This window comes from Serinicoccus chungangensis (assembly GCF_001483745.1).
In the GTDB taxonomy this organism is placed as follows: domain Bacteria; phylum Actinomycetota; class Actinomycetes; order Actinomycetales; family Dermatophilaceae; genus Ornithinicoccus; species Ornithinicoccus chungangensis_A.
Genome location: NZ_LQBL01000022.1, coordinates 168075 through 187003 on the forward strand (window position 1 = coordinate 168075; position 18929 = coordinate 187003).

Sequence of the window (18929 nt, forward strand, 5' to 3'; positions counted from 1 at the left end):
TGCTGGCTACGCTGACGGGATGACGGGGAGCAGCAGCACCGCGCGTCCACGCCTCACCACCCTGGCGGCCGGTGGGGGCTGCGCCTGCAAGATCCCGGCCGAGCGGCTCGAGCGCCTCGTCGCCGGTCTGGAGGCACCGGCCGAGGAGTCGCTGGTCGTCGGGCTGGAGCACGGTGACGACGCCGCCGCCGTGCGTCTCGACGACGCCTCGGGCCTCGCGGTGCTCTCCACCGCCGACTTCTTCACCCCGGTCGTCGACGACCCTTTCGACTGGGGACGCATCGCGGCCGCCAACGCGTTGTCCGACGTCTACGCCATGGGCGGCCGGCCGATCCTCGCGATCAACCTGCTCGGCTGGCCGGCCGGGCTCGACGACGACCTGGCCCGCGAGGTGCTTCGCGGCGGCGCGGCGGTCGCCGCGGAGGCGGGGTGCCCGCTCGCCGGGGGCCACTCCATCACCGCCCCCGAGCCGACCTACGGCCTGGCCGTCACCGGCACCGCCCGGCTCGACGCGCTCATCAGCAACGACGCCGCCCGGCCCGGCCTGCCGATCACGCTCACCAAGCCCCTGGGCACGGGCATCCTCAACAACCGGCACGGGCGCACCGGCGAGGCACACGCCGAGGCGGTCGCCACCATGACTGCCCTCAACCGGGAGGCCTCCGAGGCCGCGGTGGCCGCCGGAGTCCGGGCCGGGACCGACGTCACCGGCTTCGGCCTGCTCGGCCACCTGTGGAAGCTGCTGCGCGCCTCCGGCGTCGGTGCCGAGCTCGAGGTGGCCGCGGTGCCGACGATCCCGGGTGCCCGCGAGAGCCTCGCCGCGGGCTACCTGCCCGGGGGCAGCCGCCGCAACCTCGACTGGGTGCGCCCGCACCTGGAGGTGGGACCCGGCGTCGGCGAGGACGACCTGCTCCTGCTCGCCGACGCGCAGACCAGCGGTGGGTTGCTGCTCGTGGGCGAGCTGCCGCCCGGGGTCGGCACCGTCGTGGGCCGCACCCTCCCCTCGCCCCGCCCGACGCTCGCCCTGCGCTGACCACCGGCGTCACGCGCGACGGGCACCACGGGCCGTGGGAGCGGCATACCGTGAGAGTGAAGCCCGTGGTGCCCGTCCGACCGCACGGGGTAGGTCGCGGAGTCGCCCGGCGGGCGACATGTGCGCTGCAGTCGCGCACCGACGGACGGGACCGCCTGCGACGGGGACCTACGGTGGGGGGTATGCCCGAGCTCACCCTCCCCCTCGTCGCCGGCTCCTCCCTCGCGGTCCGCGACACCTACGACAACGTGGACCCGGCCGACGGCTCGGTCCTCGGGCAGGTCGCCCGCGGGGGCGCCGAGGAGGTCGATGAGGCCGTCCGGGCGGCCGCGCAGGCCCAGCCCGCGTGGGCGGCGACCCCCACCGAGCAGCGGGCCGACGCCCTGACCCGCCTGGCCGACCTCGTCGACCGGGACCGCGAGCAGCTGGCCCACACCGAGTCCCAGGACACCGGCAAGCCGCTGTCCCAGGCCCGGGCCGACGCCACCGTGGCCGCCCGCTACTTCCGCTACTACGGGCGCGTCGTCGAGGCGGCCTACGGCGACACCATCCCCCTCGGACCGGACACCCACGTCTACACCCGGCGCGAGCCCTACGGCGTCGTGGGCAGCATCGTGGCCTGGAACTACCCCCTCCAGCTGGCGTCCCGCTCCATCGCCGCGGCCACCGCCACCGGCAACGCCGTCGTGCTCAAGCCGGCCGACGAGACCCCGAGGACCGCGGTGGCGCTGGCCGCCCTCGCCATGGAGGCGGGGCTCCCGGCGGGCGTCGTCAACGTCGTCCCGGGGCTGGGCGCGGAGGCGGGCGCGGCCCTGACCGCCCACCCCCAGGTGGCCCACCTCGGCTTCGTCGGGTCCACGCAGACCGGGCGGCAGGTGGCGCACGCGGCCGCGGAGCGGGTGGTCCCCGCGGTGCTGGAGCTGGGCGGCAAGTCGGCGCACGTCGTCTTCCCGGACGCCGACCTCGACGCCGCCGCCGAGGCCATCACCCGCAGCATCCTGCAGAACGCCGGCCAGACCTGCTCGGCCGGGTCGAGGCTCGTCGTGCACGAGGACATCCGCGCCGAGCTGGTCGCCGCGGTCGCCGAACGCTTCGGCGCGACCACCCTCGGCCCCGGCCTGGACGACCCCGACCTCGGGCCCCTCGTGTCCCGGCGCCAGCAGGACCGGGTGCGCGGCTACGTGGAGGGCGTCGCCAGCGGGGAGGTCGTCGTGGGCGGCACGGCCCCGCCGCAGGACGGCGACCTCGCCGCGGGGGCGTTCTGGCTGCCCACGCTCGTCGACGGGGTCGATCCGCGGGACCCGATCGCCCAGGAGGAGGTCTTCGGGCCGGTGCTCGTCACCCTGCCCTTCGAGGACGAGGCCCAGGCGCTCGAGCTCGCCAACGGCACGGCATACGGGCTCATCGCCGCGCTGTGGACCCGCGACCTGTCGCGCGCGCACCGCCTGGCGGGGGCGCTCGAGGCCGGCCAGGTGTTCGTCAACACCTTCGGCGCCGGCGGCGGCGTCGAGCTGCCGTTCGGCGGGGTGAAGGCCTCCGGCTACGGCCGGGAGAAGGGGGTCGAGGCCCTGGCCGGCTTCACCCACACCAAGACCGTGGTCGTCCGGCTGGGCTGAGCCCTCCCCCCGCAGGATGAGCCGGGGGTCCGCGCGGATCCCTCCACCGGTGGATGTCCCGCCCGGTGCCGGCTGGTTGACTGACACCCATGACGACACCACCTGCACCGTCGCCGTCGGGGACCGGCATCAGCGTCCGCGGCCTCACCAAGACCTTCGGCTCCTTCACCGCCGTCGACGACCTCAGCTTCGAGGTCGCGCCCGCCCGGGTGACCGGCTTCCTGGGCCCCAACGGCGCCGGCAAGACGACCACCCTGCGCATGCTCCTCGGCCTGGTGCGCCCCACCTCCGGGGAGGCGCTCGTCGGGGGACGCCGGTATGCCGACCTGCCCGCCCCCATGGGCACCGTCGGGGCCGCCCTGGAGGCGACCGGCTTCCACCCCGGGCGCAGCGGCCGCAACCACCTGCGGGTGCTCGCGGCGAGCCACGGGATCCCCGACCGCCGGGTCGACGAGCTGCTCGAGCTGGTGGGCATCCCCGCCGCCGCCCGCAAGAAGGCCGGGGGCTACTCGATGGGGATGCGCCAGCGCCTCGGCCTGGCGGCCGCGCTGCTCGGCGACCCGGACGTGCTGCTGCTCGACGAGCCGGCCAACGGGCTGGACCCCGAGGGCATCCGCTGGATGCGGGGCTTCATGCGTCACCTGGCCCAGGAGCAGGGCAAGACGGTGCTGGTCAGCTCGCACCTGCTCGGTGAGGTCGAGCAGACCGTCGAGGACGTCGTCATCATCGCCAACGGGCGGATGGCCCGCCAGGGCACCATCGACGAGCTCCGCGGCGACCCGGCGGTGCTGGTCCGGGTCGCCGACCCGGCCGGGCTGGCCCGGGTGCTCCAGGAGGACGGGCTGGACGTGCAGCCCGAGGACGGGGGCCTGCGGGTGACGGGGGCCGACGGGGCCCGCATCGGGGAGAGGGCGCACGCCGCGGGCCACGCGGTGCACGAGCTGCGCCCGCTGCGCACGGACCTGGAGCGCCTCTTCCTTGAGCTCACCGAGTCGCCCGAGCACCGCAACCGCAACCTCGCGACCGGGACGGAGGCCGCCTGATGATCTCGCTCGTGCGCGCCGAGCTGCGCAAGTACTCCACCACCCGCCTGTCCTGGTCGATGCCGCTGGCCATGGCCGTGCTGGGCGGCCTCTTCGCCGCCCTCCAGGGCCTGTTCCTCGCCGTCATCGGTGAGTTCCCCGGCCCGGACGGCTCGATGATCGTGCCGTCCGAGATGTTCGGCGAGGACGTCGTGGCGCGCCTCGTCTACACCGGCGGCGTGCAGATCGGCTACCTGCTCGCGCTCGTGCTCGGCATCCTGTCGATGAGCGGCGAGTTCCGGCACAAGACGATCACCGCCACCCTGCTCGCCGCCCCCCGCCGCGGCCAGCTCATCGCCGCCAAACTCGCCTCGGTCGCCGTGATCGTCGCGGTCAACGCCGTGGCCTTCACCCTCGGCAGCGTGGTGGGCGGCGGTCTGACCCTCGCGCTCGGCGACGTCGCCCTCTTCCCGGACCCGGCCGGGCTGCTCGCCACCTTCGCCCGGATGATCCTCGTCCTGGTGCTCTGGGGGCTCATGGGCTTCGGGCTGGGGGTGCTCATCACCAACCAGGTGGTGGCCCTCTTCGTCGGCGTCGGCGTCACCCTCCTCATCGAGCCCCTGCTCGGGTTCGGCCTCACCTTCGTGGAGCGGCTGGCGGACGCCTCCAAGTTCTTCCCCAGCCAGGCGAGCACGAGCGCCCTCGACCTCTTCGCCGGGGTCGACCCGGGCATGGCCCAGTCGCTGGGCGGTGCGCCGGACGCGCTGTCGTGGGGCTGGGGCACGCTGGTGCTGCTCGGGTATGCCGCGTTGATGGCCGCCCTGGGCTGGCTGCTCACCTCCCGGCGCGACGTGGCCTGACCTCGCCCCTGCCCCTGCGGCCGGAGGGGCAGGAGGATAGGCTGGGCGGCGCACATGCAGCGGACGCATGCTGGTCGTCCCCGGACGTGAGATGAGGCGCTAACCCCGTGGCCAACCCGCCGAGCAGCGACACCACCACCGACTTCGGAGCCAACGAGTGGCTCGTGGAGGAGATGCGTGAGCAGTTCGACCAGGATCCGGGGTCGGTCGACCCTGCCTGGCGACGATACTTCGAGAAGGGCGGCGGCGGCACCACCAGCAGCAACGGCTCGGGGCCGGACGGCGGCTCGGGGGGCGCGTCGGGCGGCCAGGACCGGGCCAGCAGCAACGGCTCGAGCTCCCGCGGCGGGTCCGCCCGGACCCGCCCGGCTCCCTCCTCCGGACCGAAGGTGGCCCCGGCGCCGCCCCGCACGTCCAAGGACCGGGGCGCCCGCACCTCGACGAGCAGCGACGAGGGCACCGCCGCCACGAAGCGCCGCACCACGAGCACCGACGGGGGCGGCACGGCCACCGACGGAACCCAGCAGTCGGACGCCGCGGCGTCCTCCCAGTCGGCCGAGGCCGGCAGCACCGAGCAGAGCACGAGCACGAAGGCACCGATGTCCCGCGAGGCCCCCGCCCCCAAGAAGACCGGCCCCCAGGAGGACGTCACCCTCACCCCGCTGCGCGGCGCGGCGGCCCGGGTGGTGTCCAACATGGACACCTCGCTGGAGGTGCCGACCGCGACGAGCGCCCGCAACCTGCCGGCCAAGCTGCTCATCGACAACCGGACCGTCATCAACAACCACCTGGCCCGCAGCCGCGGCGGCAAGGTGAGCTTCACCCACATCATCGGCTACGCCATGGTCCGGGCGCTGCGCGCGATGCCGGCGATGAACAACGGCTTCGCGCAGGAGAACGGCAAGCCCCAGCTCGTCGAGCCGGCCCACATCAACCTCGGGCTGGCCATCGACGTGCCCAAGCCGGACGGCACCCGACAGCTCCTCGTGCCCAGCATCAAGAGCGCCGAGAAGATGAGCTTCTACGAGTTCTGGAGCGCCTACGAGAAGGTGGTGCGCAAGGCCCGGGACGGCAAGCTCACCCTCGAGGACTTCCAGGGGACCACGATCAGCCTCACCAACCCCGGGGGCATCGGCACCCTGCACTCGGTGCCGAGGCTCATGAAGGGGCAGGGGGCCATCATCGGGGTCGGCTCGCTGGACTACCCGGCCGAGTGGCAGGGCGCCGCCACCGAGCGCATCCTCGCCAACGGGGTGAGCAAGATTCTCACGCTCACCTCCACCTACGACCACCGCATCATCCAGGGCGCCCAGTCGGGGGAGTTCCTCAAGATCATGCACCAGCTGCTGCTGGGGCAGGAGGGCTTCTACGACGACATCTTCACCTCGCTGCGGATCCCCTACGAGCCGATCCGCTGGAACCCGGACATCGCGGCCACCCACGACGACGACATCTCCAAGCCGAGCCGCATCCAGGAGCTCATCCACGCCTACCGGGTCCGTGGCCACCTCATGGCCGACACCGACCCGCTGGAGTACCGCCAGCGCCGGCACCCCGACCTCGCCATCGAGAACCACGGCCTGACGCTGTGGGACCTCGACCGCGAGGTCCCCACCGGGGGCTTCGGCGGCAAGCCGCGGCTGAGCCTGCGCCGCATCCTCGGGATCCTGCGCGACACGTACTGCCGCACGGTCGGCATCGAGTACATGCACATCCAGGACCCCGAGCAGCGCGAGTGGTTCCAGAAGAAGCTCGAGGTGCCCTTCGAGAAGCCGGCCCCCGCCGAGCAGCTGCGCATCCTGCGTCGGCTCAACGCGGCGGAGGCCTTCGAGACCTTCCTGCAGACCAAGTTCGTCGGGCAGAAGAGGTTCAGCCTCGAGGGCGGCGAGTCGGTCATCGCGCTGCTGGACAAGGTGCTCAACCGCGCGGCGGACGACGGCCTCACCGAGGTGACGATCGGTATGCCGCACCGCGGCCGGCTCAACGTCCTCGCCAACCTCGCGGGCAAGTCCTACGGCCAGATCTTCCGCGAGTTCGAGGGCAAGCAGGCGGCCGGCTCGGTCCAGGGCTCCGGCGACGTGAAGTACCACCTCGGCACCGAGGGTGAGTTCACCACGGAGGACGGCAAGACCACCCGCGTCTACCTCGCGGCCAACCCCTCGCACCTCGAGGCGGTGAACCCCGTCCTGGAGGGCATCACGCGGGCCAAGCAGGACCGCCTGGTGCGCGAGACCGACGCCGACCTGAGCACGGTGATGCCCGTCCTCATGCACGGGGACGCGGCCTTCGCCGGCCAGGGGGTGGTGCTGGAGACCATGCAGATGTCCGAGCTGCCGGCCTACCGCACCGGCGGGACCCTGCACGTCGTCATCAACAACCAGGTGGGGTTCACCACCGCGCCGCAGCACTCGCGCTCCTCGGTCTACTGCACCGACCTGGCGCGGACCGTGCAGGCCCCGATCTTCCACGTCAACGGGGACGACCCCGAGGCCGTGGTCCGGGTCGCCGAGCTCGCCTACGAGTTCCGGCAGAAGTTCGGCAAGGACGTCGTCATCGACCTGGTGTGCTACCGGCGCCGCGGCCACAACGAGGGGGACGACCCCTCGATGACGCAGCCGCTGATGTACGATCTCATCGAGGCCAAGCGCTCGGTCCGCAAGCTCTACACCGAGTCGCTCATCGGCCGCGGGGACATCTCGGTCGAGGACGCCGAGGCGGCGCTGCGCGACTACCAGCGCCAGCTCGAGAACGTCTTCACCGAGACCAAGAAGGCGCTCAAGGGCGAGAGCGACGACGGCGGCGGCGGGCTCGAGCGTCCGCACGCCCAGGAGGAGGGCGACGCGGCGGCCCGGCCGCGACCCACCGCGATCTCCGAGCAGGCGGTCCGGGACATCGGGGACGCCCTCGCCACCCCGCCGGAGGAGTTCACCGTCCACAGCAAGCTCGGCAAGCTGCTGTCCTCCCGCCAGCAGATGTCCCGTGAGGGCGGGATCGACTGGGCCATGGCCGAGCTGATCGCCTTCGGCTCGCTGGTCACCGAGGGCACCCCGGTGCGGCTCGTCGGCCAGGACAGCCGGCGCGGCACCTTCGTGCAGCGGCACGCCGTGCTGACCGACAAGGACACCGCCGCCACCTGGACGCCGCTGGACCACCTCAGCGACGACCAGGCCCCCTTCGAGGTCTACGACTCCCTCCTGTCCGAGTTCGCCGCCATGGGCTTCGAGTACGGCTACTCGGTGGAGAAGACCGACGCGCTGGTGCTCTGGGAGGCCCAGTTCGGTGACTTCGCCAACGGCGCGCAGACGGTCATCGACGAGTTCATCAGCTCCTCGGAGCAGAAGTGGGACCAGCGCAGCTCGGTCGTGCTGCTGCTGCCGCACGGCTACGAGGGCCAGGGACCGGACCACAGCTCCGCCCGCATCGAGCGCTTCCTGCAGCAGTGCGCCGAGGACAACATGAGGGTCGCCTACCCCTCCACCCCCGCGTCCTACTTCCACCTGCTCCGCTCGCACGCCGTCGCGCGGCCCCGTCGTCCGCTCGTGGTCTTCACGCCGAAGGCCATGCTCCGCCTCAAGGCGGCGGCCAGCGCGGTCGCGGACCTCACCGAGGGCACCTTCGAGCCGGTCCTCCCGGACCGGGCGGACCTCGACCGGGGCGCCGTGGACCGGGTGCTCATCGCCTCGAGCAAGCTGGTCTACGACCTGGAGGACGAGCGCACCAAGCGGGAGGACGAGCGGACCGCGATCCTGCGGGTCGAGCAGCTCTACCCCGTCCCCGGCAAGCAGCTGGCGGCGCTCACCGAGCAGTACCCCGACGCGGAGCTCGTCTGGGTGCAGAACGAGCCGAAGAACCAGGGGGCGTGGCCGTTCATGGCCCTCAACCTGCCGGACGCGCTGCGCCAGCACGGCGAGGAGCGCCCGCTGCGGGTGGTCAGCCGCCCGGCCTCGGCCTCACCCGCCACCGGGTCGGCCAAGGTCCACGCCGTCGAACAGGCTGCCCTGCACGACGCGGCCTTCTCCCGGCGCGCATGAGCACGGCGACGCACGCGCCGGCACCCCTCCCCGAGGGCCTGTCGGCGTCGACCCCGACCGAGGCGGACCTGGACGACCTCGTCCGGCTGCTGCGCCGGCACGAGCGCGAGGCCCGCGGCTGGCCGGGGGCGCAGAGCGACTCGGTCCGCGCCGAGGTGAGCGGCCGGGGCGCCAGCACCCACCGCCACGAGATGGTGCGCGACGCCGACGGCACCGCCCGCGCGTGGCTCAGCCTGCACGACCGGGCCGCCGGGCGGGTGCTGGTGGGGGTCACGATCGACCCCGACCTGCCGGACGAGCAGGCGGACCCGTTGGCGGACTGGGCCTTCGACCGCGTCCAGGAGCTGGGGCGGGAGCTGCTGCACGAGCGAGGTATGCAGCGCACCCAGCTGGACTCCGGTGCCTTCGCCGACGACGAGCGCCAGCAGCGGTGGTTGCGGGCGGCCGGGTACGAGCACGTCCGGGACTGGTGGCAGATGACCCGTCCGGTCGACCCGGACGAGGACGACGCGACCCCCGAGCTGCGCGAGGGCGTCGAGATCTTCCGGGTGCGCCAGGACGACGGGGTGGGGATGCCCGACGAGGACGACCTGCGGGCCGTGCACCTCGTCCTGGAGGAGTCCTTCGCCGACCACTTCAACTCCTACCGCGAGACCTTCGAGGAGTTCGTGGCGCGGCTGCGCGAGGACCCGGGCCACCGCTGGGACCACTGGTGGCTGGCCACGGTGGACGGTGAGCCCGCCGGGGCGGTCGTCGCCTCCATCAGCCGCGGCAGCATCGGCGCCGACGGCACGGCGTCGCCGGACAGCTCCTACATCGACTACATCGGCGTGCACCGTCGGGCCCGGGGCCGCGGGGTCGCCAAGGGTCTCCTGCGGACGGTCGTCGCGGATGCGGCGGCCCGGGGCCGTTCCTCGGTCGGTCTGGAGGTGGACGCGGACTCCCCCACCGGTGCCGACGGGCTCTACCGCTCGTTGGGCTGGGAGACCCGCTACGTCACGCAGTCCTGGCACCGCACGGTCACCCTCGACACGGAGGGCGAGCGGTGAGCCCGGCCGACCAGGGCGGACGGGTCGAGCTGGAGTACGCCCCCAGCGCCGACTTCCAGGTGGCCGACGGGCCCCGGGACATCGGTCTGTGCTTCGTCGGTGACGGGTTCGTCGCCGGGTACGGCGACCCCAAGGCCCTCGGCTGGGTCAACCGCGTGGTGGGACGGACCGACCGCGGCGGGACGGACACCGACATCACCAGCTACAACCTCGGGGTCCGGGGCGCCAGCTCGGCCGACGTCATGAACCGGTGGAGGGGCGAGTGCCCCGCCCGGTGGCAGGGCCGCGGTGAGCGTCGGCTGGTCATCGGCGTGGGCGCCGAGGACGTCGACCAGGGGATCACCACCGCACGCTCGCGGCTCAACCTGGCCAACGTGCTCGATGAGGCGAGCTCGACCGGCATCGCGACCTTCGTCGTCGGCCCCACCCCCACCCTCGACGCGGAGGTCAACGCGCGGCTCCAGACGCTCGCCGACGCGCTGGCCGACGTGTGCTCGCGCCGGGGGGTGCCCTTCGTCGACTGCTTCACCCCGCTGCTGGGTCACGACCAGTGGCAGTCCGACCTCGCCGCCGGGGACACGGTCCACCCCGGTCAGGCCGGGTACGGGCTCATGGCCTGGCTGGTCCTCAACGGCGGCTGGGCCACCTGGTTGCAGCTGGACGGCTGAGCCCGGGGCGCGCCGCCGCCGGCCCGAGGGTGGTGCGACCAGGGGGGTGGACGGGCGTCAGAGCTCCTGCAGCCACGACCGCGCCTCGGCGTAGGCCTGCTCGTCGGCATGGACGGGGACCGGCCGGGCCTGACCGTCGGCCCGGGGGTAGGACCCCAGGAAGCGCACGTCCCGGCAGGTCCGGCGCAGTCCCAGCAGGGCCTCGCCCATCCGGGGCTCGGAGACGTGACCGTCGGCGTCGATCCAGAAGCAGTACTCCCCCAGCCCCTCTCCGGTCGGGCGGGACTCCAGCCGGCTGAGGTCGATGCCACGCACGGCGAACTGCTCGAGCAGCTCCAGCAGGGCCCCGGGACGGTTCTGCCAGATGAGGGCCACGAGGGTCGTGCGGTCGGCACCCGTGGGCGCGGCCGCCGGGGCGCCGTGCCGCAGCACGACGAAACGGGTGAGGGCACCGGCGCGGTCGGCGATGCGCTCGGCCGACGCTTCCAGGCCGTAGGACCGGGCCGCCTCCGTGGAGGCGATGGCCGCGTCGTAGGTCCCCTCCGCCACCGCCTGCGCGGCCCGGGCCGTGGACGACTCCGGCACGAGCTGCGCCTGCGGCAGGTGCCGCGCCGTCCAGGCCCGGGTCTGGGCGGCCGCGTGGGGGTGGGTGGCCACGACCCGCACCTGGTCCTGGCTCGTCCCGGGGCGGACCAGGAGGTCGAACTGCACCTCGACGAGGACCTCCTCGACGATACGCACCCGCTCCTGGTCCAGCAGGGCCTGCAGGGTGGCGGGGACCGAACCCTCGACCGAGTTCTCGAAGGGGACCACGGCGGCGTGGGCCTCCCCCGCCACCAGCCGCTGCAGGGCCTCGGCCACGGTCGGCACCGGGGTCGCCTCGTGCTCCTGACGGGAGTCCCACTGCCGGACGGCCTGCTCGGTGAAGGTGCCGGCCGGGCCGAGGTAGGCGATGCGCGAGGTCACCCCCGGAACCCTAGCCGAGCCGGCGTCAGTAGGCCCCGCTGTCCGTGCTCACCACCACGCGCGCCGTGCGCCACATGATCATGAGGTCCAGGATGGGGTTCCAGTTCTCGACGTAGTACAGGTCGAGACGGACGGCCTCGTCCCAGGACAGGTCGCTGCGCCCGCTGATCTGCCACAGACCGGTCATGCCCGGCCGGACCAGCAGCCGGCGGTGGGTGTCCTCGGCGTACTCCGCCACCTCGCGGGGCAGCGGCGGCCGCGGACCGACGAGGCTCATCTCGCCGCGCAGCACGTTGAGCAGCTGCGGCAGCTCGTCGAGGGAGTAGCGCCGGATGAAGGCACCCACCTTGGTCACCCGCGGGTCGTGCTGCATCTTGAACAGCGGCCCCGCACCCTCGTTGGAGGCGGTCAGGTCGGCCAGCCGCTCCTCCGCGTCCAGCACCATGCTGCGGAACTTGAACATCGAGAAGCTGCGGCCGTCCTGGCCCACCCGCTCCTGCCGGAAGAGCACCGGACCGCGGTCCTCGATCTTGACGGCCAGCGCCACGGCCAGCATGACCGGGCCGAGGAGCAGGGTGACGGCCAGCGCGGCCAGCCGGTCCATGACGTTCTTGAGCACCCGCTCGGGGCCGACGAAGCGAGGAGCCTCGACGTGGATCAGCGGCAGCCCCTGCACCGGGCGGGTGAGCACCCGCGGGCCGGCGACATCCATGATGCCGGGCGCGACCACGAGGTCGATGTCGGTGGCCTCCAGGGCCCAGCCGAGCTGCCGCAGACCGGTGGTGCCCAGGCCCGCGGAGGAGGAGACCGCGACGACGTCGACGTGGTGCTCGAACGCCTTGAGCAGCACGTCCGACTCCGGACCCAGCACCGGCACCCCGGCCACCTCGCCGGTGGCGTCGTCGACGCAGGCGCCGAGCACCTGGTAGCCGGCGTCGGGCGCCCGGCGCAGCGCGCCCACGAGCCCGGCCACGTGGTCGGCGTCACCGACCAGGATGACCCGGTCGGAGAGCTCGCCGCTCTTGCGCCGGGCGACGAGCCAGCGGCGCGCGCCCCAGCGGCCGGTGAGCAGCAGCAGCGTGCCGAGCGGGTAGGCGAGCAGGACGAAGCCCCGGGCGAACTCGATCTGGAAGGCGAAGCCGAGGATCGCCAGCACGGCGAAGACCCACGTCGACCCCTGGAACACCTGCCGGTACTCTTGCACCCCGTGCCCGACGGTCCGCCCGTCGTAGGCGCGTTGAATGTTCAACGACAGCACCCAGGCGACGACCAGACCCAGCGCGACGTAGCCGTAGCCGATGCTGAGACCGCCCACCGACTGCTCGTCGAGCCCGAAGCGGGTGACGTAGGCGACCAGCACCGCCGACGTGACCAGCACGAGGTCGAGCGCCTTGAGGGTGGTGAGGTAGCCGCTGAGGTAGCGGCGCGCCCGGTGCGGGGCCTTGCGGCCGCCGTTCGGGAGTCTCTCGGACTGCCGGAGGGCGTCCGGGATGATGAACGGGCGCGCCTCGAACACGCGTGACACCGCGGTGTCCTGCGAGTCCCTGAAAGCTGTCCCTGATGCTGTGCCTGTGATCACGGTCACGGGAGATGTCCGTCCTGTCCCTGCGCGAAGAATGCTCTCCCCAGAGCAAATCTCCTTGCCAAATCTTTACCTACTTCTCAGTTAAGCACTGAACGGTCGGCACGTCTACCCCGAAACGCCCCCGATGTTCGCCCGCGCGACACCTGCTGGTCCCCTCAGGTCCGCCCTGACGTCGCGCCGGGCACCCCGATGACCTTAGGTTAGCGCCCATGCCCCGCTCCCGGAACACCCAGCGCCGGCTCGGTCTGGCCCGTGTCTCGGGCAGCTCGATGTCGCCCACCCTCGAGGCCGGGGACACCCTCGTCGTCCTGCACGGGGGGCGCCCCCGCGTCGGCGCCGTCGTCGTCGTCCGGCTGCCGGCCGACGCGGGCGGCACGGCCCGACCCGTCGCCGTCAAGCGCCTCGCCTCGGTGCGCCCGGACGGCGCGCTCTGGGTCCGCTCCGACGGCACCGGCACGGACTCCCGCCAGCTCGGGCACCTCGCCCCCGGGGCGCTCGTCGCGGTGGCCCTCCTGCGGCTGCCCCGGTGGCGGCCGATGCGGCCACCGCGGGTGCTGCGGCGGGCCGCTCAGCCCTGACCGAGCGCCCGGGCCAGCGCGGGAAGAACCTCGCGGACCTGCTGCTCGAGCGCGGCATACACCTCGTCGGAGCGACGGTAGGGGTCCACGAGACCGGAGGACGAGGGCCGCCCCACCGTCCCCCGCTGTGCCCGCGCGGAGCGGGCGAGCCCGGCCAGCGCCTCCGCCGGGTCCTCCCACCCCGGCCGGTCCCGGGCCGGGACCGCGTCGGCCAGGGCGGCGAACTCGTGGACGGTGAAAGTGCGCCGCAGCGCCCGCGGGTCGAGCCGCACCACGTCCGAGCGGTGCTCGGGTGTCGCCGTGAGGACCAGGTCGGCGCCGGCCACCACCTGGTCGGTGAGCGACCGCGCCGCGAAACCCTCGGGGTCGCCCCCCAACCGCCGGAGCAGCTGGGCGGAACGGTCGTCCATGGCGGATCCCACCAGCGCCCGGGTGCCGGCCGAGCGGACCGCGACGGCACCCGCTCCGTGCGCCGCGTCGACCTCCCGCTGCAGCAGCCGCTCGAGCAGGGGCGAGCGGCAGACGTTGCCGGTGCAGACCACGAGGACCGTCGGGGTCGGTGCTGCGGTCACCGGTCCTCCCCCTCCAGCACCCCGCCGGCCCACCGGGGTCCGTGGCCCCGCAGGACCGCCCGGCGCGACTGGTCCTGCGCCGCCTCGCTGCCGGACCGGTGCAGGAGCACCTCCAGCCGGTCCTGGGTCAGCACCTCGGCGAGCCCCTCGCCCCACTCGACCACGGTGACCGACTCCTCCAGGGAGGCGTCGAGGTCGAGGTCGTCGAGCTCGGCTCCGTCGGCGAGCCGGTAGGCGTCGACGTGCACCAGCTCCGGTCCGCCGGTCGTCGAGGGGTGGACGCGGGCGATGACGAAGGTCGGCGAGGTCACCGGGCCCCTGACCCCCAGGCCCTCCCCCAGCCCCTGGGTGAGGGTGGTCTTCCCGGCGCCGAGGTCCCCGGTGAGGACGACGAGGTCGCCGGCCCGCAGCACGGCGCCCAGGCGGCGGCCCAGCGCACGGGTGTCCTCGGCGTCGGGCAGCTCGACGTGCTCGCTCACCGTCCGGCCTCCCCGACGTACCGACGCGGCAGGCGGGGCCCGAACCTGCTGACGATCTCGTAGCTGATCGTGCCGGCCGCGTCGGCCCACTCCTGCGCCGTCGGCGCCTCGTCGGCGTCCCCCAGGAGGACCACCTCGTCGCCGGTCGCCACCGCGACGTCGCCGACGTCCACGACGAACTGGTCCATGCAGACGCGTCCGGAGACCCGGAAGCGCCGACCGGCCACCTGCACCGGCCCGGTGCCCGAGGCGTGGCGGGGCACCCCGTCGGCATACCCGATGGGCACGTCGACCACGGTGGTCGCCCGCTCCGGGGCGTAGGTGTGGCCGTAGGACACCCCCTGCCCGGCCGGGATCCGCTTGACCACCGCCACCCGGGCGCTCACACCCATGGCCGGACGCAGCCCCAGGTCCGCGGCGGAGGCCAGCTCGGGAACGGGGGACAGGCCGTAGACCGCCAGCCCGGGGCGGACCATGTCCCAGGCCGCGGCCGGGGTGGTGAGGGTGGCGGCCGAGTTGCTCAGGTGGCGGACCTCGAGGTCCAGGCCGGCCCGTTCGGCCAGTCGCACGGCGTCGGCGAAGGCCTCCTGCTGGGCCCGCACGGTGGGGTGCTCGGGCGCGTCGGCGTAGGCGAAGTGGGAGAACACCCCGACCACCCGGAGCGCCCCCTCGGCGCTCAGCGAGGCCGCGTGCCGGACGAGCGCGTGGAAGTCGGTCCGGGGGTCACCGGGCCGGACGGGGAGGGCGAAGGCCCCGCCCCGGGCGAGTCCGGTGTCGGCCTTGAGCTGCACCTGGGCGGTGCGGCCCGCGCGACGGGCGGCCGCCGCGAGCAGGTCCAGGGCCCAGGGCGCCGAGGCCGCCACCTGGACGTCGGCCGCCAGCAGGGCGTCCGCGTCGACCGAGGGCGTCAGCAACCAGCACAGCAGCGGCGCCGCCACCCCCGCCTGCCGCAGGGCCAGCGCCTCGGCCGGCTGGGCCACACCCAGTGCTGCCGCACCCCCGGCGAGCGCCGCGCGGGCGCTGGGCACCAGCCCGTGGCCGTAGGCGTCCGCCTTGACCACCGCCATGACGCCCGCCGACCCGGCGTGCCCGCGCAGGACGCCCACGTTGTGCGCGATGGCGTCCAGGTCGACCGTGACCTGCGCCGGCCACGGCGAGGTGCCCGCGTCGCTCACGGGGACATCACCTGGGCGAGCTGGCTCATCAGGCTGTTCTCCACGGCCGGGCGCTGCGCCACGGCGGCGGCGATCCGCCCGCCCAGCTCGCCGGTGCTCGCGCCCATCCCCGCACCGGCCAGGGCCGGCAGCTCGGCGAGCACCTGCGCCGTCGCCCCCTCGACGGCGGCGGCCGCCTCCCCCTCGCCCAGGTGACCCAGCATCATGGCGAGCGAGAGGCAGGCGCCGGCGGGGTTGGCCCAGCCGCGCCCGGCGATGTCCGGGGCGGACCCATGCACCGGCTCGAACATGCTCGGCGCGCGGCCACCGAGGTGCAGGTTGCCGCTGGCGGCCACCCCCAGGCCTCCCTGGAGGACCGCCCCGAGGTCGGTGACGATGTCCCCGAAGAGGTTGTCCGTGACGACCACGTCGAACCGCTCCGGGCTGACCGGGAGGTGCATGCACATGGCGTCCACGTGGACGTAGTCGGTCTCCACGTCCGGGTAGCGCCGCCCGACCTCCTCGACGACCGCCGACCACAGGGCACCGGCCTCCACGAGGACGTTGGTCTTGTGGCACAGCGTCAGCCGCCCCCGACGGACCGACGCCAGGCGGAAGGCGAAGTCGACCGCCCGCTCCACGGCGTACCAGGTGTTGACCGACTCCTGCACGGCCGTCCACGCCGAGGTCCCGCGGTGCACCGCACTGCCCTCGGCGACGTAGGAGCCCTCGGTGTTCTCCCGGACGACCACGAGGTCGCACCGCTGCGGCGTGAGCCCGGCGACGGGCGTCGGCACCCCGGGGTAGAGACGGACCGGTCGCAGGTTGACCGCCTGCTGCATCGCGCCGCGCAGCGCGAGGATGATCCCGCGCTCCAGGACCCCCGGAGGGGCCTGCGGGCTGCCGATGGCGCCGAAGAGGATGGCGTCGTGGGCCCGCAGCCGCTCGACGAGGTCCGGGGTGAGCAGCTCACCCGTCCGCAGGTAGTGCTCGGCGCCCAGGGGCACGTCGGTGCGCTCGGTCGTGAAGCCGAAGGCGTCCTGCGCCGCGTCGAGGACCTCCAGCGCCGCGGCGGTCACCTCGGGGCCGACCCCGTCACCGGGCAGGACTGCGATGGAGTGGGAACGCATGAGTCGTCGGACCTCCGTGACGTCACGTCAAGGGATGGGCTTACAGTGGCGTCATTGTCTCGCACCGCCCCCACCAGCGAAACGGAAGGGTCGACCCATGTCCGCGTCATCCGGGCTGACGATGGCCGAGAAGCTCTGGGCCCAGCACGTCGTGCGCTCCGCCGACGGCGAGCCCGACCTCCTCTACATCGACCTGCACCTGGTCCACGAGGTGACCAGCCCCCAGGCCTTCGACGGCCTCCGGGAGAAGGGTCGCCCGGTGCGTCGTCCCGACCTCACCCTGGCGACCGAGGACCACAACGTGCCGACCACGCTCGGCCCGGTCACCGACCTCACCTCGCGCACCCAGCTGGAGGCCCTGCGCACCAACTGCGCGGAGTTCGGGATCGTCCACCACGAGCGGGGGCGGCGCGGGCAGGGCATCGTCCACGTCATCGGTCCCGAGCTGGGGCTCACCCAGCCCGGGATGACGATCGTCTGCGGCGACAGCCACACCTCCACCCACGGCGCCTTCGGCGCGCTCGCCTTCGGGATCGGCACCTCCGAGGTCGAGCACGTGCTGGCCACGCAGACCCTGCCGCTGCGGCCGTTCCGCACCATGGCGATCACCGTCGACGGGCAGCTCCCCGAGGGCGTGGGGGCCAAGGACATCATCCTGGCCGTCATCCACCGGATCGGGACGGGCGGTGGCCAGGGCTACGTCCTGGAGTACCGCGGGTCGGCCATCGAGGCGCTCTCGATGGAGGGCCGCATGACCATCTGCAACATGTCCATCGAGGCCGGGGCCCGAGCGGGCATGGTGGCGCCGGACGAGACGACCTTCGCCTACCTGCGCGGGCGCCCGCACGCCCCCTCCGGCGCCGACTGGGACGCCGCCGTGGCCGCCTGGCGGGAGCTGCCCACCGACGAGGACGCGGTCTTCGACGCCGAGGTCGTCATCGACGCGGCGACGCTCACCCCCTACGTCACCTGGGGGACCAACCCCGGCCAGTCCGTGCAGCTCGGCGAGGCCGTGCCCGACCCGGCCGCGGCCGGGGACGAGGACGCGCAGGACACCGCCCGTCGCGCCCTGGACTACATGGGCCTGGCCCCCGGGACCCCGATGCGCGAGATCGCCGTCGACGTCGTCTTCCTCGGCTCCTGCACCAACGGGCGCATCGAGGACCTGCGGCTGGCGGCCGACGTCCTGCGCGGCCGGCAGGTCGCCGACGGGGTGCGGATGCTCGTCGTGCCCGGCTCGCACGCCGTGCGCCAGCAGGCCGAGGAGGAGGGTCTGGACGAGGTCTTCACCGGGGCCGGGGCCGAGTGGCGGCTGGCCGGGTGCTCGATGTGCCTCGGCATGAACCCCGACCAGCTGGCGCCCGAGGAGCGGTGCGCCTCGACCTCCAACCGCAACTTCGAGGGCCGCCAGGGGGCGCGCGGGCGCACCCACCTGGTGTCCCCCGCGGTGGCGGCGGCGACCGCGGTCCGCGGCACCCTGTCCTCCCCGGCCGACCTCGAACCCGCCGACGCCCGACAGGAGGTGACGGTCTGATGGACCCCTTCACCACGCATACCGGGATCGGCGTGCCGCTGCGCCGCTCCGACGTCGACACCGACCAGATCATCCCCGCCCAGTGGCTCAAGCAGGTCTCCCGCACCGGCTTCGACCAGGGCCTCTTCTCCCGGTGGCGGGAGGACCCCTCCTTCGTGCTCAACACCGAGCCCTACGCGCGCGGCTCGGTCCTCGTCGTCGGCCCGGACTTCGGCACCGGCTCCAGCCGCGAGCACGCGGTGTGGGCGCTGCAGCAGTACGGCTTCCGCGCCGTGCTGTCCAGCCGGTTCGCGGACATCTTCCGCGGCAACTCGGGCAAGCAGGGGCTGCTCACCGCCCAGCTCGACCAGGGCGACATCGAGCTCATCTGGAAGATCCTCGAGGCCGAGCCCGGCACCGAGATCACCGTCGACCTGCCCGCCCGCTCGGTCACCTGCGGCGACCTCGTCACGACCTTCGAGGTCGACGACTACGTCGCCTGGCGCCTGGAGAACGGGCTGGACGACATCTCGCTGACCCTGGGGCACGAGGAGGACATCTCCGCCTTCGAGCGCGACCGGCCGTCCTGGAAGCCGACCGTCACGCCGGCCGTCGGCTGACCGACCGGCAGCCCGGGAGGCGCCCGGTCGCCGCCGGCCGCAGCCCGGGGTGA

Annotated in this window: 16 protein-coding genes; 10 read left to right on the forward strand and 6 right to left on the reverse strand. The window is 73.8% G+C overall.

The genetic code is table 11. The features are described 5' to 3' along the window. The first annotated feature begins 19 nt into the window (after positions 1–19). The 7 genes from selD to AVL62_RS06470 all read left to right on the forward strand — a co-directional run bounded on the left by selD (position 20) and on the right by AVL62_RS06470 (position 10279). The gene (gene selD, locus AVL62_RS06440) at positions 20–1033 is read left to right on the forward strand and encodes a selenide, water dikinase SelD (RefSeq protein ID WP_058890814.1); all 1014 of its coding nucleotides are present in this window, start codon (positions 20–22) and stop codon (positions 1031–1033) included. 182 nt (positions 1034–1215) lie between these two features. After that, positions 1216–2649: an aldehyde dehydrogenase family protein gene (locus AVL62_RS06445; RefSeq protein WP_058890815.1), complete on the forward strand. Its 1434-nt coding sequence runs from the start codon at positions 1216–1218 to the stop codon at positions 2647–2649. An 89-nt stretch (positions 2650–2738) separates the two neighbouring features. After that, positions 2739–3692 (forward strand): ABC transporter ATP-binding protein, encoded by a 954-nt coding sequence (locus tag AVL62_RS06450; RefSeq protein ID WP_058890816.1) that lies wholly within the window; start codon positions 2739–2741, stop codon positions 3690–3692. Next, positions 3692–4531: an ABC transporter permease gene (locus AVL62_RS06455; protein WP_058890817.1), complete on the forward strand. Its 840-nt coding sequence runs from the start codon at positions 3692–3694 to the stop codon at positions 4529–4531. Before AVL62_RS06450 ends, AVL62_RS06455 begins: the two co-directional genes overlap by 1 nt. 107 nt (positions 4532–4638) lie before the next feature. Then, on the forward strand, positions 4639–8562 hold the full coding sequence (locus AVL62_RS06460) for a multifunctional oxoglutarate decarboxylase/oxoglutarate dehydrogenase thiamine pyrophosphate-binding subunit/dihydrolipoyllysine-residue succinyltransferase subunit (protein WP_058890818.1): 3924 nt from the start codon (positions 4639–4641) through the stop codon (positions 8560–8562). Then, the gene (locus AVL62_RS06465; protein ID WP_058890819.1) at positions 8559–9611 is read left to right on the forward strand and encodes a GNAT family N-acetyltransferase; all 1053 of its coding nucleotides are present in this window, start codon (positions 8559–8561) and stop codon (positions 9609–9611) included. Before AVL62_RS06460 ends, AVL62_RS06465 begins: the two co-directional genes overlap by 4 nt. After that, positions 9608–10279, forward strand: a complete 672-nt coding sequence (locus tag AVL62_RS06470; RefSeq protein WP_058890820.1) for a GDSL-type esterase/lipase family protein — start codon at positions 9608–9610, stop codon at positions 10277–10279. The genes AVL62_RS06465 and AVL62_RS06470 overlap by 4 nt, the downstream gene beginning before the upstream one ends. Positions 10280–10336: 57 nt before the next feature. Here AVL62_RS06470 and pheA read toward each other — a convergent pair whose 3' ends face one another. Both pheA and AVL62_RS06480 read right to left on the reverse strand, forming a co-directional pair. Further along, the gene (pheA, locus tag AVL62_RS06475; protein WP_058890821.1) at positions 10337–11245 is read right to left on the reverse strand and encodes a prephenate dehydratase; all 909 of its coding nucleotides are present in this window, start codon (positions 11243–11245) and stop codon (positions 10337–10339) included. 25 nt (positions 11246–11270) lie between these two features. After that, on the reverse strand, positions 11271–12761 hold the full coding sequence (locus tag AVL62_RS06480; protein WP_201023217.1) for a sugar transferase: 1491 nt from the start codon (positions 12759–12761) through the stop codon (positions 11271–11273). 278 nt (positions 12762–13039) lie between these two features. On the opposite strand from AVL62_RS06480, the gene AVL62_RS06485 reads away from it, so the two are divergent. Then, a complete protein-coding gene (locus AVL62_RS06485) occupies positions 13040–13408 on the forward strand; it encodes a S24 family peptidase (RefSeq protein ID WP_058890822.1) in 369 nt (122 codons plus the stop codon). Here AVL62_RS06485 and AVL62_RS06490 read toward each other — a convergent pair. Genes AVL62_RS06490 through AVL62_RS06505 form a run of 4 tightly spaced genes read right to left on the reverse strand, consistent with a single transcriptional unit; the run spans position 13399 to position 16743 of the window. Further along, positions 13399–13980, reverse strand: coding sequence for a low molecular weight phosphatase family protein (locus AVL62_RS06490; RefSeq protein WP_058890823.1), 582 nt, complete (start codon positions 13978–13980; stop codon positions 13399–13401). The two genes, AVL62_RS06485 and AVL62_RS06490, sit on opposite strands and share 10 nt — an antisense overlap. Next, positions 13977–14459 carry a tRNA (adenosine(37)-N6)-threonylcarbamoyltransferase complex ATPase subunit type 1 TsaE gene (tsaE, locus tag AVL62_RS06495; RefSeq protein WP_058890824.1) on the reverse strand — a complete coding sequence of 161 codons (483 nt, stop codon included), beginning with the start codon at positions 14457–14459 and terminating at the stop codon, positions 13977–13979. The genes AVL62_RS06490 and tsaE overlap by 4 nt, the downstream gene beginning before the upstream one ends. Then, on the reverse strand, positions 14456–15634 hold the full coding sequence (gene alr / locus AVL62_RS06500) for an alanine racemase (RefSeq protein WP_058890825.1): 1179 nt from the start codon (positions 15632–15634) through the stop codon (positions 14456–14458). Before alr ends, tsaE begins: the two co-directional genes overlap by 4 nt. Next, positions 15631–16743: a 3-isopropylmalate dehydrogenase gene (locus AVL62_RS06505; protein WP_058890826.1), complete on the reverse strand. Its 1113-nt coding sequence runs from the start codon at positions 16741–16743 to the stop codon at positions 15631–15633. Before AVL62_RS06505 ends, alr begins: the two co-directional genes overlap by 4 nt. A gap of 97 nt (positions 16744–16840) precedes the next feature. Between AVL62_RS06505 and leuC the strand changes: the two genes are divergently transcribed. Both leuC and leuD read left to right on the forward strand, forming a co-directional pair. Next, complete coding sequence (gene leuC / locus AVL62_RS06510) at positions 16841–18277, forward strand: 3-isopropylmalate dehydratase large subunit (RefSeq protein ID WP_083518755.1); 1437 nt, start codon at positions 16841–16843, stop codon at positions 18275–18277. Continuing rightward, positions 18277–18876, forward strand: coding sequence for a 3-isopropylmalate dehydratase small subunit (gene leuD, locus AVL62_RS06515; RefSeq protein ID WP_058890828.1), 600 nt, complete (start codon positions 18277–18279; stop codon positions 18874–18876). Before leuC ends, leuD begins: the two co-directional genes overlap by 1 nt. The last annotated feature ends 53 nt before the right edge of the window (positions 18877–18929 follow it).